The organism is Blastococcus saxobsidens DD2, assembly GCF_000284015.1.
GTDB lineage: Bacteria > Actinomycetota > Actinomycetes > Mycobacteriales > Geodermatophilaceae > Blastococcus > Blastococcus saxobsidens_A.
The window spans coordinates 1,920,309-1,934,610 of sequence record NC_016943.1 but is presented as its reverse complement, the minus strand read 5'-3'; the positions used below and the strand labels follow the sequence as shown (position 1 = coordinate 1,934,610).

The window sequence follows — 14,302 nt, the reverse complement described above, 5'->3', positions numbered from 1 at the left end:
ATCCTCCTCAGAAGGTGATGCGCACGGTCTGGCGCAACCAGAAGCCGCCGCCGGTGAGCAGCAGGACAGCGCCGCCGAGCATCGCCCAGCCGATCGGCGTCTGGGTCAGCCGGCCCATGTACTCGGGCCGGATGGCCATCAGGAAGAGGAAGAGGCCGATCGGCAGGGCCATGAGCACGTACGCGGAGAGCCGGCCCTCGGCCGACAGCGCCTTCACCTGGCGGCGGATCGCGTTCCGCTCCCGGATGGTGTGGCCCACCGTGTCGAGTACCTCGGCGAGGTTGCCGCCGACGGTCCGCTGGATGGCAATGGCCTGGGCCACCCAGGCGAAGTCCTCGCTGCCCATCCGGTCGGCGACCTCGCGCAGCGCGGTGTCGAGATCGCGGCCCACGCGGGTCTCGTTGACGATCCGGGCGAACTCCTCCGAGGTCGGTGCCGGGGCCTCGGTGGCGACCGAGTCGATCGCCCGCAGCAGGCTGTGCCCGGCACGCAGGCTGCTGGCCATCAGCTGCAGCGAGTCGCTGAACTGATCGGCGAACGCGGCCCGGCGCCGGCCGGCCAGCACGCCCAGCAGGACCCGGGCGAGCACCGGGACGACGACGGCGAACAGCAGCGCCACCACCAGGTTCGCCAGCAGCAGGCCCACCGCCCCGGCGACGATGCTGCCGGCGGCGACCAGGAGGCCGAACTCCGCCGCGCCGAACCGCACGCCGGCCGCAGCGAGTGCGCCGGCCACGCCGGACACCCATCCCCGCCGGACGAGGACCTGCTCGACACCGCCCTGGGCCTGGTCGGTCATCCTGGTGAGCAGGGTCGGCGCCGGTGGAACGCTGGGGTCAAGCCGCGCCAGCGGCACCCGCGCGGCCGGCGGCACGAGGGCCACCACGGCGAGCAGGAGCGCGCCCGTCGCCGCGCCCGCGCCGAGCAGCAGGGCGAGGGTGCCGCTCATCGCCAGCTCCCGACGACCGCGCCGGCCGGCATGCCGAACAACGCGGGTGAGACCCGGATGCCGAGTTCGTCGAAGCGGTCGGTGAAGCGCGGCCGCACCCCGGTGGGCACCGGCCGGCCGAGGAAGCGGCCCGTGGCGGGATCCACGCCGGCGGAGTAGTCGAAGAGGAAGGCGTCCTGGAGGGTGACGGTCTCGCCCTCCATGCCCTGCACCTCGGTGACGTGGGTGACCCGGCGGGTGCCGTCGCGCAGCCGGGTCAGGTGCACCACGACGTCGACGGCGGAGGCGATCTGCTCCCGGATCGCCCGCAGCGGCAGGTCCATGCCGGCCATCAGCACCAGGGTCTCCAGGCGCGAGATCGCGTCCCGCGGCGTGTTGGCGTGCACCGTCGACAGCGAGCCCTCGTGACCGGTGTTCATCGCCTGCAGCATGTCCAGCGACTCGCCACCGCGGACCTCTCCGACGACGATCCGGTCCGGCCGCATGCGGAGGGAGTTGCGCACCAGGTCGCGGATGGTGATCGCGCCCTTGCCCTCGATGTTCGGCGGCCGGGACTCCAGGCGCACCTGGTGCTCCTGCCGCAGCTGGAGCTCGACGGCGTCCTCGATCGTGACGATCCGCTCGCCCTCGGGGATGAACGACGAGAGCACGTTGAGCAGCGTCGTCTTCCCGGTGCCGGTGCCGCCCGAGACGATGATGTTCAGCCGCGCCTCGACGCAGGCGTGCAGCAGCTCCACCATCTCCGGCGACAAGGTGCCGAAACCGATCAGGTCCTCGACGGTGAACGGGTCCTTGGCGAACTTCCGGATGGTGAGCGTCGACCCGCTGAAGGCCAGCGGCGGGATGATCGCGTTCACGCGGGAGCCGTCGGCCAGCCGGGCGTCGACCAGCGGGCTCGACTCGTCGATCCGGCGGCCCACCTTCGACACGATCCGGTCGATCACCCGGCGCAGGTGGTCCTCGGAGGCGAATCGCGCGGGCGCCCGCTCCAGCCGGCCGGAGCGCTCGACGTAGATCATCTCCGGGCCGTTGCACATGATCTCGGTGACGGTGGGGTCGTCCAGGAGCCGCTGGAGCGGCCCGAACCCGAGCACGTCGTCGGCCAGCTCGGCGGTCAGCCGCGCCCGTTCCTCGGTGCTGAGCGGAACCCGCTCCTCCTCGACGACGTCGTCAAGTTCCGCGAGGACGACGACCCGCAGCTGCTCCTCCGAGAGGGAGGGGTCGTTGAGCCGGGCACCCATGCGCTCGAACAGCGCGCCGGCGACCCGGTCCTTCAGCCGGGTCAGCGCGTCGGTGGCCGGCGCGGCCGCTGCGCTCGGGCGCGGCACCACGCGCGGTGCCGGCACCGGAGCGGGCTTCTCCGCGGGGGCGGCCGGGGACGCGGTGTCGGCGACCCGGGCGGCCTGGAGCCGCTCGGCGAGGCCCATCAGGAGGCCTTCCGCTGGCGCGTCCAGCCCCGCCCGCGGGGAACCACGGGCGCGGGCACGAAGCGTTCGAGCAGCCGGCGCATCTCCCGGGTCGCCGGGTCCCGCCGGGCGTCGCCGAGCAGCAGCGGCACGCCGGCGTTGGTCGACGCTGGCACCGTGGCCGAGCGCGGCAGCACCACGTCGACCGGGGTGCCCAGGGCCCGCTCGACGTCGGCCCGGGCCAGCCCGCTCTTCGGCTCGGCCAGGTTCAGAACCACGTGCCGCCCGGCCGGCATCAGCCCGAACTCGGTGAGGACGTCGATCTCCTTGCGCAGCCCGCGGACGCCCGGGACGTCCATGCTGCTCAGCAGGACGACGTCGGTGGCGCGGTCGATGGCGGCCAGCGTCTGGTCGGACAGGCCCGGCGCGGTGTCGACCACCACGTAGCGGAACTGCCGGGCCATGGAGGCCAGCAACCGGCTGACGTCCTCGCCCGTGACGGCGTCGCCGGCGGCCGGGGAGTCCGATCCGCAGACGGCGAACAGCCCGCTCGCGTGCTGGGTGAGGAAGGTCTTGAGGACCATGGAGTCCTCGCTGGCCCGCGCGGACACCGCATCGGGCAGCGTGTACTCCGGCGCGAGGCCGAGTGCGGTGGCCACGTCGCCGAACTGCACGTCCAGGTCGACCACCACGGTGGACTGCGGCGCGGCGGCGGCCAGGCCGACCGCGAGGTTGGTCGCGACCGTCGTCTTGCCGACCCCGCCCTTGGGTGAGACCACGGCGACGACCCGGCCGGGCGCCGTCGGGCCGGCGGTGACCGGGCGCAGGGCCTGCCGGCGGGCCAGGGCGGCTTCCCCGGCCCGACCGACGGCTGCGGCCAGCTCCGCTGCCTCGGCGTCCGGCGCCACCAGCTCACGAACCCCGGCACGCATGAGGTCCGGCAGCGCGGCCGCGGGCGGCGCCGCGGCCAGCACCACCGCCACGCCGTGCCATGCGGCGTCCAGCCGGCCGGCGAGCTCGAGGATGTCGGCCAGCGGCGCGGCCGGGCCGAGGACGACGACCTCGGGCAGGTCGCCGTGCAGCAGCTCGAAGAGCCGCAGCGGCTCGGTGGGCAGCCGGCCCGGAGGCAGAACCTCCACCTGGGGGTGGACGGCCTGCAGGCGGGCGGCGAGGTCCGGTGTCCCGCCGGCGAGGACGACGCCGCTCACTCGTCGACACCCCCCGCGGAGACCCGGCCGAGAACCGCGTCGCCGTACACGTCGTTCTGCGTGACAATCCGGGTGCCGGAGGTGTCCGCACCCTCGGGCTCCAGGGTGAGCCAAACGCTGCCGTGTTCCATGGCGAACACCACCTGCTCTGCTTCTCGTGCGGGCAGCGCAAGGGTGACCATCACGCTCCCCGACGGAGCGGCGGTCCCGGTCGAGGCGGTCTCGGCATTGCCGGGCGCCGTCCGTGCGGGGGCACCCTGCACCTGGGTGACGAGGACGCCGTGCAGGGTGGCGTGCGTGGTGCCGATCTGCTCGTCCTCGGGGTCCTCGTCGATGTTGGCCTCGAGGTCCATGGAGATGTAGACGCCGATCTCGTCGCCGGCGGCCAGGCGGCCGCCCACCGCGCGCTGCGGCTCTAGCAGCACGCTGACCTCGGAGTCACCGGGCTCCGGCTCGACGATGCCGGCGGGCAGCAGGCTTGACTCGTCGGCGAAGCGGCTGGCCAGCACCTGCTCCCCCGGCTGCAGGTCCACGGTGGCCACGCGCTCACCGAGGTCGGTCAGGTCGTTGACCGTGCCGGCGGCGAGCACCTTGTTGGGCACCTGCTCGAGCCGGACGGAGTCCGCCAGCTCGCCGGCCGGCGTCCCCTCGGTGATCGGACGGGTGACGACGAGGACGGCGGTCGTCTCGACGCCCTTCAGCGCCCGGGCGTCGGCGCCGCGCACGTAGGACACCAGCACGACGGTGCCCACGATTGCCAGCGCCAACGCCGCGAGAGCGGCGATGATTCGGCGGTTCACTGTTCCCCCCAGTGGATGACTTGGAAAATCAGGCGATGAGCCGGACGGTCGTCGCACCGAGGTCCGGCGCGGCCGGATCGGGCGTGAACTCGCCGGACGAGTCGACGTACTCGGTGAAGAAGCCGGCGATGCACCGGCCGCTGCTCCCGGGGCCGCCGCAGTCGGGCGCCGGGCTGCTCGTGTACTTGCTGGCGAAGTCGTAGCCGGTGATCGTGAAGGCGGCGTAGCCGCTGATGGTGTACTCGGCCCCGGCGCCGGTTCCCGAGACGTCCTCGTAGATGGGCAGGAGGACGGTCTTCCCCAGCAGGTTCTGGAAGTACTCGTTGGTGCACTCGTCGGGGACGCTGTTGCCCGGGTCCGAAGCGACCGTCTCGTCGATGTCGGTGGTGGCCCGGCAGACGTCCGGGTCGGTGAGCAACCAAGCGAAGGCGCCCGGCATGGGATTGCCGGAGGAGCCGGTGCACCCGTCGTCGGCCTTCTTCGGCAGGGTCACGGTCACGGGCATGTCTCCCGTGGGCGCCCCTCCGCCGGTCACAGCGTCAAAGGCGCACTTGGAGAAGGCCAGGGGAAGGACGGCGGTGCCGCTGCCGGGGTTGCCCCACTGCACGGTGGCGCTGGCGCTCACGGTCGTCGAGTCCTCGCCGAGAACCGGGGCGAACCAGTGGCCCTGCGTGCCCGGGTTGGTGACCGTGACCTCCTGAGCGGCCAGGTCGAGGTCCACCGTGGCGGCGCCCTGGACGGAGCCGGCCTCGTCGTAGTTGGCGGTGGTCAAATCATCGGCGGTGACTTGGTACGCACTGCAGTTAGGCAGACCTTTGGCGCAGTCATGGGCAATGGCCAGCGCGGCGGCGTCGGCGCCGTTCTGCAACTGCTGGCGCTCGGAGTAGACGGCGGCGATGTCGACCGCGAGGGCCGCGAAGCCGATCAGCGGGACCATGAGCAGGGCCACCAGGACCGCGGTGGCACCGCGCTCGTCGTGGGACCTGCTGCGGAAGCTCAACCGTCGCATCGCATAACTCCCGTGGCCGATAGGTCGATCGTGGTGCCGAAGAAGCCGGTGATGAGGAACGACATGGGGTAGTCGACGCGGACGATGCAGTTGTCCGCGTCCTTCTCGGTGGAAGTGGCGATGAGCGCCTCATCGAGGGACGCGCTTGCGTCGACGACCACGCCGTTCACCGTGGCGTCGTCGTTTCCGAGGGCGAAGGACCGCGCACCTTCGCGGGCTGCGGCTGCAAGCGTGGCCTGCGTCTGGAACGCCCGGCCGAACTCGGCTGCGCCGAGCACCAGCACGGCCAGCAGCGGCACCACCAGCGCGAACTCCACAGCTGCCGCGCCGCGCTCCGAACGCAGTCCTCCCATGACTTCCCCCCGTTGGTGTTGCCGGTGACCGATGAGCCGCGTGCGGCGGTGCGGCGGCCTGATGGCCACCACGCCGCCGCCCGCGGCACCGACTATCAGTTCCAGATCAGGTGGTAGCGGCGGGCAGCTCGTCGACCACGGTCTGGAAGGCCTCCTGGATCTGGTCACCGAGGGTGACCACCGTGGCGATGATCACGGCGGCGATCAGGGCCACGAGCAGGCCGTACTCGACGGCGGTGGCGCCCTTCTCGTCGCGGTTCAGGCGGCCCTCGACGAAGGAGGTCAGGGTGGCGATGGCGGCGTAGACGTTGAGCATGGTGGGTTCTCCCCCCGTGTCGCCGAACCGGGTCGGGCCTCGTGGCCCGCCGTCGCGGCTGAGGAAGACGTTGCGTCACGGAGAGTGGCCAAGCCAGGGGGTTCCACCGTGTGGGTGACACGTTTCCGCCCCGTTCGGGGCAGAGGTGAATCACTGTGGGTGACAATTCCGGTCAAGCGGCACCGTTTCCTGCCGTTCTCCGGCCGCACACGGCCACGGGGCCGCGCATCTCCAGGAACTCGCCGGCGGGCAGCCGCGCACCCCGTTCGGGTGTCGGTGCTGGGCGCAGATGTCCAGCTCCCAGAAGATGCCGACGTGAGCCCACATGAAGTCATGAGGTCGCGCCGCCCCGTCGGCCTCGCAGGATGGGCGGTGATCACGGTCCTCGTCGCGCAGGTGACCGTGCCGACACTGGCGCTGCTGGACGAACCCCCGACTCGGTTCGGGTTCCAGATGTACTCGGCGCAAGGTGGAGTGGAAGTGACCGCGACCGATGTCCACGGCAGCCGGTTCACGCCCGACCTGACGAACTCCCTCGCTGGATCGCTACGGCCTGAGTTCGATTGGACCCGCTCACTGCCCGAGTTCGTCTGCGAGGTCACCCCTCGAGCAGTGGGTGTGACCGTGACTCAGCCTGAGCAGAAGCGCAGCGTGCGATGCGACTGACCGAGGTTCGGACCGACCCGCGGCCCATTGCGGCCGCTCGCGCGGGTCTGGGCGTCGTCACCGTCGCCAACAGCGTCGAGGGGTTCGTCCTGCTGCGCGAGGTGGCCGGAGGGAAGCTCGGGTTGCCGGTCCATGCGCTGATCCCGGCGCCGACGTCACCGCTCGTGCACGTCTACCTGGTCGTGGCTGTCGTCGCGGGCCTCGCCCTGACCGTGGGCTGGCGGACCGCCACGGCGGCCAGCGTGACCACGGCTCTGAACGTCGGCGTGCTCCTCTGGGACCAGCAGACCTACAGCAGCCACCGCCTGCTGGCCACCCTCCTGGTCGCCTACCTGGTATTCGCCGAGTCGGACAGAGCGTGGTCGCTGTCTCCTCGCGGTGGTCTCGCGCCCTGGTGGCCGCAACTGCTCATGATGACGCAGTTGTCGGTCTGCTACTTCTTCGCCGCTGTGAGCAAGATCAGCGTCGTCTTCCTGTCCGGAGCTCCGCTGTCGCTCTGGGTGTGGGCCCCGTTGCCGTGGTGGATGTTCACCCTGATGGCGGTCGGCACCGTGGCCGTGGAGCTGTTCCTGGCATTCGCTCTCTGGCGTCGCTCGACGGCGCGAGCAGCCGCCGCGCTCGGGGTGCTGCTGCACCTCTCCATCGTGGTGCTGCTGGAGGATCAGACGCTCCCGTTGGCGGCCTTCGCGCTCACCTGCCTGTGCCTGTACGGACTCTTCCTCCACCGCCCGGAGATCCCGGTATCGCGCCTGGCGCAGCCCGGCCGAAGCACCGCCGGCCGCGTGCCGGTCAGCCGCGACGACTTCTAAGCCGTGGCCAAGTCCGCGGAGTGAGCCGGCGCGAAGCCGCTCGCGCTGACGCTCCCGGCCACCGATGCAACCGGCCGACCGCCCTGTGCGGGCCCGGGTTCAGTCGCTGAACGCCGCCACGATGTCCATGACCGCGGGGCCGAGCAGCACGATGAACAGCGTCGGCAGGATGCACAGGATCAGCGGGAAGATCACCTTGACCGGGATCTGCATCGCCTTCTCCTCGGCGCGTTGCCGTCGCTTGAGCCGCATCTCCTGCGCCTGGGTGCGCAGCACGTCGGCGATCGAGACGCCGTAGGCATCGGCCTGCACGACGGCGCGGATGAACCGGCGCAGATCCTGCACGCCGGTGCGCTCGGCCATCGCCAGGTAGGCGTCCCGGCGCGGCTGGCCGACGGCGATGTCCTGCAGCGTGCGGGTCAGCTCCTCGGCGAGCGGGCCCTTGCCGTTCTTGGCGGCCCGCGCCATGGCCGACTCGAAGCCGAGGCCGGCCTCCACCGCGATCGTCATCTGGTCCAGGGTGTCGGCGAGCTCCAGGCCGATCGCCTGCTGGCGCTCCTGACCCCGGCTGTACAGCAGCAGCTCGGGCACGAAGTACGCGACCAGCGTGACCGTTCCACCCATCAGCCCGGTGAGCAGGCTCGGTCCCGCGCTGAACACCATCAGGCTCAACGCGCCGGCGACCATCGCCAGGAGCAGCTTCGCCGCCACCAGCTTGGCCACCGGCCAGTCGGCCGGGCGCCCGGCGGTCGCGGCCAGTCGGTTAAGCCGGTCGATCGTCCCGCGTGGGGTCAGGTAGCCGACGAGGCGGGCGGCCGGCCCGGGTCCGACCCGGCCGCTCCGCGGCCCGGCACCGCCGGGCAGGTCCAGGCCGCGCGACAGGTTGGCCTGCGCCTGCTGCGCCACCGTCCCCGAGCGCGGCAGGCAGGCCCAGCCCAGGATCGGCACGCCGAGGGCGACCGCGGCGACGGCGGCCAGGACAGGGCCAGGCATGGAGGACGTCAGCACGGCTGCTCCTGCGGGTGGGTGGCGATCATCAGAACCGGATCGCCACGGTCTTCTTGAGCCACAGGCCCCCGACCAGCATCATTCCGGCCGCCACGGCGAGCATCGCGTAGCCGATCCAGCTCTCGGTGAACGCCGAGAGGTAGCCCGGGTTGGTCATCGAGATGAACGCGATGATCCCGAAGGGCAGGGCCATGAGCACGATCGCCGAGAGCTTGCCCTCGGCGGAGAGCGCCTTGACCTGGCGGCGGATGGCGTTGCGTTCGCGGATGGTGTGGCCAACGGCGTCGAGAACCTCGGCCAGGTTGCCGCCGACCTCGCGCTGGATGGCGATGGCCTGGGCGACCCAGGTGAAGTCCTCGCTGCCCATCCGCCCGGCGACCTCGTCCAGGGCGTCGGCGAGGTCCCGGCCCACGCGGGTCTCGTTGATGATCCGCGAGAACTCCTCCGACGTCGGCGCTGCGGCCTCGGTCGCGACCGAGTCCATCGCCCGCAGGATGCTGTGCCCGGCCCGCAGGCTGCTGGCCATCAGCTGCAGCGAGTCGTCCAGCTGGTCGGCGAACGCGGCCTGCCGGCGGCCGGCCCGCAGGCGCACCAGCACCCGGGTACCCAGCAGGACCACGACCGGCAGCAGCAGCCCGAGCACCAGCCCGCCGACCAGCGAGCCCACCACCGCGGCGAGAGCGGCCACCAGCCCGACGGCCAGGACGAAGTCCGGCAGCGCCATGGCGACGCCGGCCCGCTCGAGCGCCACTGCACCGGTGACCGCCCAGCCGCGCCGGTGGAGCACCTTCCCGACCGCGGAGCCGGCGGCCGAACCCACCCCGGACAGCGCCGAGGTGGGCGGTGCGGCCGTCGGGTCGACCCGGCTCAACGGCACCCGCGGCGGCCCGGCCGGCAGCACCGCGACGGCGACGAGGAAGACACCGCCGGAGACGGCCGCCAGGCCCGTGAGCAGCAGCATCGACGACATCACCCCCAGCTCCGTCGGGCCGCGGGAGCGGGCTCGGGCGCCCCGAAGACACGGGGGGACAGCGTGATGCCCATGTCGGTGAAGCGGTCGGTGAAGCGGGGGCGGACGCCAGTGGGCACGGGCTTGCCCAGGAAGCGGCCGGTGGCGGGGTCGACGCCGGCGGAGTAGTCGAACAGGAACGCGTCCTGCAGGGTGACGGTCTCCCCTTCCATGCCCTGGACCTCGGTGACGTGGGTGACCCGGCGGGTGCCGTCGCGCAGCCGGCTGAGCTGGACGACGACGTCGACGGCGGAGGCGATCTGCTCCCGGATCGCGCGCAGCGGCAGGTCCATGCCGGCCATCAGCACCAGGGTCTCCAGGCGGGCGATCGCATCGCGGGGGGAGTTGGCGTGCACCGTCGAGAGCGACCCGTCGTGGCCGGTGTTCATCGCCTGCAGCATGTCCAGCGACTCACCGCCACGGCACTCCCCCACCACGATCCGGTCCGGCCGCATACGCAGCGAGTTGCGCACCAGGTCGCGGATGGTGATCGCACCCTTGCCCTCGATGTTCGGCGGGCGGGACTCCAGCCGCACCACGTGCTCCTGCTGCAGCTGCAGCTCCACCGCGTCCTCGATGGTGACGATCCGCTCGTCATCGGGGATGAAGGACGACAGCACGTTGAGCAGCGTCGTCTTACCCGTACCGGTACCACCGGAGACGATCACGTTGAGCCGCGCCTCGACACAGGCCTCCAGCAGCTCGGCCATCTCCGGGCTCAGCGTGCCGAAGCCGATCAGGTCGTCGACCTTGAACGGGTCCTTGGCGAACTTGCGGATCGTCAACGTCGAACCACTGAAGGCCAGCGGCGGGATGATCGCGTTCACCCGGGACCCGTCCGCCAACCGGGCGTCCACCAGCGGCGACGATTCATCGATGCGGCGTCCCACCCGGGAGACGATCCGGTCGATCACCCGGCGCAGGTGCTCCTCGTTGGCGAACCGCGACGGCGTGCGCACCAGCCGCCCGGACTGCTCCACATAGATGGACTCCGGCCCATTGCACATGATCTCGGTGACCGTGGCATCGTCCAGCAGCCGCTGCAGCGGCCCGAACCCCAGCACGTCATCGGCCAGCTCCGAGGTCAGCCGGCCCCGCTCCTCGGCCGACAACGGGATCTTCTCCGCCTCGATCACCTCATCCAGCTCCCGCAGCACCAGCGTGCGCAACTGGTCCTCGGCCAGCGACGGATCACTCATCCGAGCACCCATCCGCTCGAACAACGCCTTCGCCACCCGATCCTTCAACCGCGCCAACGCATCCACCGGCGCAGCGGCGGGGGCCGGGGCGGCCGGACGCGGGACCGGCTTGACCGGCCGCGGCGCGGGCACCGGGGCGGCCGGCTCGGCGGGGAGCTGGGACACATCGTCGGCCGGGGAGGACGGCTCCGGGGCGGTACGGCCGCGGGCGGCCTCGAGGCGGTTCATCAGGTTCATGACGCCGCCCGGTGCTTGGCCCGGTAGCGGCTCGGCCGCACGATCGGGGTGGCGGCGAACCGGGACACCAGCCGGCGGAGCTCCTTGACCATCGGGTCCCGCCCACCGCTCTCCAGCACCGGCACACCGGTGTTCGTGGAGGCCGGTACCGCGGCCGACCGGGGCAGGACGACATCGATGCCCGTGCCGATCGCCGTCTCGACGTCCCGGACCGACAGGCCGCCCTTGGGGTCGGCGAAGTTCATCACCACGTGCCGCCCGGCCGGGATCATGCACAGCTCGCGGAGCACGTCGAGCTCCTTTCGCAGCCCGCGCACACCAGGGACGTCCATGCTGCTGAGCATCACGACGTCGGTGGCCCGGTCGAGGGCGGCCAGCGTCTGCTCCGACAACCCCGGCGCGGTGTCCACCACCACGTACCGGAACTCCCGGGCCAGCGCCGCTAGCAGCCGGCTGACGTCCTCGCCCGTCACGGTGTCACCGGCCGCCGGCGACTCCGACCCGCACACCGCGTACAGCCCGCTCGGGTGCTGGGTCAGGAACGTCTTCAGCACCATCGTGTCCTCGCTGGCCGGGCCCCGGACGACGTCGGGCAGCGTGTACTCCGGCTCCAGCGCCAGCGCGCTGGCCACGTCGCCGAACTGAACGTCCAGGTCGACCAGCACCGTGGACTGCGGCGCGGCGGCGGTCAGGCCGATGGCGACGTTGGTCGCCACCGTCGTCTTCCCCACCCCGCCCTTGGGCGAGGCGATCGTGATGACCCGGCCCGTGTACCGGGCGGTCTCCTCCAGGGGCCGCAGTACCCGGCGGCGGCTCGTGGCCGCGGCACCGGCCCGCTCGACCGCCGACCGGATCTCCGCGGCGTCCGCGTGCAGCGGGAGCAGGTCGCGGATCCCGGCGCGCATGGCCGCCTGCCACATCTCCGGGGCCGGGTCGGCGAGGAGGACGACGCTGATGCCCGGGCACTGCACGTCCAGCCGGCCCGCGAGGCTCAGCACCTCGTCCGCCGGCGCCAGGGGGCCCAGCAGCAGCACCTCGGGCAACTCCCCGTCGGCGAGCTGTTCGAACAGCCGGGCCGGGTCGGCGGGCAGCCGGCCGGCGGCCAGCACGGAGACGTCGCCGTCCACCGCCGCGGACACGCGCTGCTGGAGGTCCTCGTCGGCCCCCGCGAGGACGACGCGACTCATGCGAATGCCTTTCCGTAGATGGTGGTACCGGTGATGACCTCGGTGCCCGAGATGTCGGTGCCCTCGGGTTCGAGGGAGAGCCAGAGGGTGCCGTGCTCGGCACCGAAGACGACCGCCTCGGCCTCGGCCGCCGGGAGGGCGAGCGTGACCAACACGCTGCCCGTCGGCGCCGCGCCGCCGGCCGAGGCGGTCTCCGGCGTTCCTTCCGCGGCGGGGTCGACCGGCGCTGGGGCGCCCTGCACCTGGGTCACCAGGACCCCGTGCAGGACGGCGTGCGTGGCGCCCCCGGTGTCCTGCGTCAGGGAGACGAAGACGCCGACGGTGTCCCCGGCGGCCAGCCGGCCGCCGACCGCCCGCTGCGGCTCGAGCAGCACGCTGACCTCCCCGGCGCCGGCCGGAACGGGCACGGTGCCGGGTGTCCGCAGATCGGTGCGCTCGGCGAAACGGCCGGCCAGGAGCTGTTCACCCGGCTGCAGGTCAACGGTCGCCACGCGCCCGGTGAGGGCGTCGAGGTCCGTCACCGCACCCTCGGCGACGGCCTTCGCCGGGATCAGCTCGGTGGCGACCATCGCCCCGAGTTCCTCGGCCGGGGTGCCGACCGGCACCGGCGCCCGGACGACGAGGACCGCGACGGTCTCCGTCCCGGCGAGCGCACGGGCGTCGGCGCCCCGCACATAGGCGAGCAGCACCACGGCGCCGGCTCCGGTGAGCAACAGCGCCGCGAAGGCGGCGATCAGACGACGTCGCACGGGGGCGCCCCTATCGGATGAGTCGGAGAATCGAGGCCCCGAGCTGCGGGGCGTCCGGGCTGTACGAGAAGGCGTCGTCCAGGTCGACGAACTCGGTGAAATAGCCGCTCACGCACCGAGAATTGCCGGTGCACGGCTTGGCGTCGGTGCTGAACTGACCGCCGAAGTGGAACCCGGTGATGTGGAACGCCGCGTAGCCGAAGACGTGGTACCAGGCGTTGCTGCCGGTGTCGCCGGAGGAGTCGAACAGCGGTAGCAGCACCGTGTGCCCGACCCAGGAGTTCAGGTAGGCGGGCGTGCACGCCGACGGCGGGGTGTTGCCCGTCGACGAGTACGACCGCTCGTTGCGGGCACTCGCCGCCTCACACTCCGTCGGCGGCGTGTCGAGGTACGCGAACCCGCCGGGGACGATGAGGTTCGACGGGCCGGTGCACTCGACGGTGTTCGAGCTCTTGGTGAAGTGGATGGTGCGCACGACCTCGGTCGAAGGCCGGCCACCGCCGGTCTGCTGGAGGAACTCGCACCAGGAGAAGGTCAGCGGGAGCACCGCCGTCCCGCGGTCGGGAGCGCCCCAGGCCACGGTGGCCGTCGCCGCCACCTGGGTGGCGTCGTGGCCCATCACCGGCGCGAACCAGTGCTCCTTCGGGGTGCTGCCCGCGACGGTGACGCTGGTCGGGTTGCTGGAGAGGACCGGCTGGCCCGCCGTGGCCTCACCGGCGTTGGCGACCACCAGGCTCTGCGCCGTCGCGAGCATGTCGCCGCAGTTGCCGCGGGCGCAGTCCTGCGCCACGGCCAAGGCTGCGGCGTCGGCTGCCACCTGGAGCCGGGCGCGCTCGGCGTACAGCGCACCGACGTCGACGGCGATCGCGGCGAAGCCGAGCATCGGCACCAACAGGAGGGCCAGCAGGACCGCGGCGGCCCCGTGCTCGTCGCGCCGGAGCCGGCGGGAGATCAGCCGTTGCACCGCATGACCCCCGTTCCGGTGAGGTCGATGCCCGCGCCGAAGAAGCCGGTGAGGAAGGGCATCGGGTAGGTGATGGTGATCCGCACGTTCTGGCTGCTGCCGCCGATCGCCGGGCAGGACGCCGGCGTGACGACGATCTGGTCCGGCGCGATGGCGGGGTTCAGCGTCGAGGTGGCGTCCATCACGGCGGCCCGGGCGAGGGTCTGGTCGTTCTGCAGCGCCATGGCTCGGGCGCCCTCGCGGGCCGCAGCCGACAGGGTGCCCTGGACCTGGAACGCGTGCCCGAACTCGGCGATGCCGATGACGAGCACGATCAGCAGCGGCACGATGAGCCCGAACTCCACCGCCGAGGCGCCTCGTTCGTCGCGCAGTCGCGTGGTCATCCGTGCTCACCGCCTCTCCTGCCAGGTCTCCTGCCCCACGGCGCGGTGAC

Annotated in this window: 16 protein-coding genes; 2 read left to right on the top strand and 14 right to left on the bottom strand. The window is 72.2% G+C overall.

Annotated features, from left to right (window positions below; translation table 11 throughout):
- Positions 1-7: 7 nt before the first annotated feature.
- The 7 genes from BLASA_RS09095 to BLASA_RS09065 all read right to left on the bottom strand — a co-directional run bounded on the left by BLASA_RS09095 (position 8) and on the right by BLASA_RS09065 (position 6,041).
- Positions 8-949, bottom strand: coding sequence for a type II secretion system F family protein (locus tag BLASA_RS09095; RefSeq protein WP_014375820.1), 942 nt, complete (start codon positions 947-949; stop codon positions 8-10).
- Positions 946-2,376 (bottom strand): CpaF family protein, encoded by a 1,431-nt coding sequence (locus BLASA_RS09090; protein ID WP_014375819.1) that lies wholly within the window; start codon positions 2,374-2,376, stop codon positions 946-948. The genes BLASA_RS09095 and BLASA_RS09090 overlap by 4 nt, the downstream gene beginning before the upstream one ends.
- On the bottom strand, positions 2,376-3,563 hold the full coding sequence (locus tag BLASA_RS09085) for an AAA family ATPase (protein ID WP_014375818.1): 1,188 nt from the start codon (positions 3,561-3,563) through the stop codon (positions 2,376-2,378). The genes BLASA_RS09090 and BLASA_RS09085 overlap by 1 nt, the downstream gene beginning before the upstream one ends.
- Positions 3,560-4,363: a Flp pilus assembly protein CpaB gene (gene cpaB / locus BLASA_RS09080; protein ID WP_014375817.1), complete on the bottom strand. Its 804-nt coding sequence runs from the start codon at positions 4,361-4,363 to the stop codon at positions 3,560-3,562. Before cpaB (BLASA_RS09080) ends, BLASA_RS09085 begins: the two co-directional genes overlap by 4 nt.
- Before the next feature lie 28 nt (positions 4,364-4,391).
- A complete protein-coding gene (locus BLASA_RS09075; protein ID WP_041775690.1) occupies positions 4,392-5,372 on the bottom strand; it encodes a TadE/TadG family type IV pilus assembly protein in 981 nt (326 codons plus the stop codon).
- Positions 5,360-5,674, bottom strand: a complete 315-nt coding sequence (locus BLASA_RS09070; RefSeq protein ID WP_231839591.1) for a TadE/TadG family type IV pilus assembly protein — start codon at positions 5,672-5,674, stop codon at positions 5,360-5,362. The genes BLASA_RS09075 and BLASA_RS09070 overlap by 13 nt, the downstream gene beginning before the upstream one ends.
- A 157-nt stretch (positions 5,675-5,831) precedes the next feature.
- Complete coding sequence (locus BLASA_RS09065) at positions 5,832-6,041, bottom strand: Flp family type IVb pilin (protein WP_014375814.1); 210 nt, start codon at positions 6,039-6,041, stop codon at positions 5,832-5,834.
- 372 nt (positions 6,042-6,413) lie between these two features.
- Here BLASA_RS09065 and BLASA_RS09060 point away from each other — a divergent pair, with 372 nt between their 5' ends.
- Both BLASA_RS09060 and BLASA_RS09055 read left to right on the top strand, forming a co-directional pair.
- Entirely contained in the window at positions 6,414-6,707 is a 294-nt protein-coding gene (locus tag BLASA_RS09060; protein WP_014375812.1) for a hypothetical protein, read from the top strand.
- The gene (locus BLASA_RS09055; protein ID WP_014375811.1) at positions 6,698-7,516 is read left to right on the top strand and encodes an HTTM domain-containing protein; all 819 of its coding nucleotides are present in this window, start codon (positions 6,698-6,700) and stop codon (positions 7,514-7,516) included. Before BLASA_RS09060 ends, BLASA_RS09055 begins: the two co-directional genes overlap by 10 nt.
- A gap of 99 nt (positions 7,517-7,615) precedes the next feature.
- On the opposite strand, the gene BLASA_RS09050 is transcribed toward BLASA_RS09055, so the two are convergent.
- The 7 genes from BLASA_RS09050 to BLASA_RS09020 are packed head-to-tail and all read right to left on the bottom strand — an operon-like array spanning position 7,616 to position 14,252.
- The gene (locus BLASA_RS09050) at positions 7,616-8,524 is read right to left on the bottom strand and encodes a type II secretion system F family protein (protein WP_014375810.1); all 909 of its coding nucleotides are present in this window, start codon (positions 8,522-8,524) and stop codon (positions 7,616-7,618) included.
- 28 nt (positions 8,525-8,552) lie between these two features.
- Positions 8,553-9,494, bottom strand: coding sequence for a type II secretion system F family protein (locus BLASA_RS09045; RefSeq protein WP_014375809.1), 942 nt, complete (start codon positions 9,492-9,494; stop codon positions 8,553-8,555).
- Positions 9,494-10,960: a CpaF family protein gene (locus BLASA_RS09040; protein ID WP_231839590.1), complete on the bottom strand. Its 1,467-nt coding sequence runs from the start codon at positions 10,958-10,960 to the stop codon at positions 9,494-9,496. The genes BLASA_RS09045 and BLASA_RS09040 overlap by 1 nt, the downstream gene beginning before the upstream one ends.
- A gap of 5 nt (positions 10,961-10,965) precedes the next feature.
- Entirely contained in the window at positions 10,966-12,156 is a 1,191-nt protein-coding gene (locus tag BLASA_RS09035) for an AAA family ATPase (protein ID WP_014375807.1), read from the bottom strand.
- Complete coding sequence (cpaB, locus tag BLASA_RS09030) at positions 12,153-12,905, bottom strand: Flp pilus assembly protein CpaB (protein WP_014375806.1); 753 nt, start codon at positions 12,903-12,905, stop codon at positions 12,153-12,155. Before cpaB (BLASA_RS09030) ends, BLASA_RS09035 begins: the two co-directional genes overlap by 4 nt.
- A gap of 10 nt (positions 12,906-12,915) precedes the next feature.
- Positions 12,916-13,869, bottom strand: coding sequence for a pilus assembly protein TadG-related protein (locus BLASA_RS09025; RefSeq protein ID WP_014375805.1), 954 nt, complete (start codon positions 13,867-13,869; stop codon positions 12,916-12,918).
- Positions 13,857-14,252, bottom strand: coding sequence for a TadE/TadG family type IV pilus assembly protein (locus BLASA_RS09020; protein WP_014375804.1), 396 nt, complete (start codon positions 14,250-14,252; stop codon positions 13,857-13,859). Before BLASA_RS09020 ends, BLASA_RS09025 begins: the two co-directional genes overlap by 13 nt.
- Positions 14,253-14,302: the final 50 nt, after the last annotated feature.

Coding starts and splice junctions, on each gene's coding strand:
- BLASA_RS09065 (WP_014375814.1), bottom strand. CDS start 6,041: ATGCTCAACGTCTACGCCGCCATCGCCACCCTGACCTCCTTCGTCGAG.
- BLASA_RS09075 (WP_041775690.1), bottom strand. CDS start 5,372: ATGCGACGGTTGAGCTTCCGCAGCAGGTCCCACGACGAGCGCGGTGCC.
- BLASA_RS09040 (WP_231839590.1), bottom strand. CDS start 10,960: ATGAACCGCCTCGAGGCCGCCCGCGGCCGTACCGCCCCGGAGCCGTCC.
- BLASA_RS09095 (WP_014375820.1), bottom strand. CDS start 949: ATGAGCGGCACCCTCGCCCTGCTGCTCGGCGCGGGCGCGGCGACGGGC.
- BLASA_RS09035 (WP_014375807.1), bottom strand. CDS start 12,156: ATGAGTCGCGTCGTCCTCGCGGGGGCCGACGAGGACCTCCAGCAGCGC.
- BLASA_RS09090 (WP_014375819.1), bottom strand. CDS start 2,376: ATGGGCCTCGCCGAGCGGCTCCAGGCCGCCCGGGTCGCCGACACCGCG.
- BLASA_RS09045 (WP_014375809.1), bottom strand. CDS start 9,494: ATGTCGTCGATGCTGCTGCTCACGGGCCTGGCGGCCGTCTCCGGCGGT.
- BLASA_RS09055 (WP_014375811.1), top strand. CDS start 6,698: ATGCGACTGACCGAGGTTCGGACCGACCCGCGGCCCATTGCGGCCGCT.
- BLASA_RS09020 (WP_014375804.1), bottom strand. CDS start 14,252: ATGACCACGCGACTGCGCGACGAACGAGGCGCCTCGGCGGTGGAGTTC.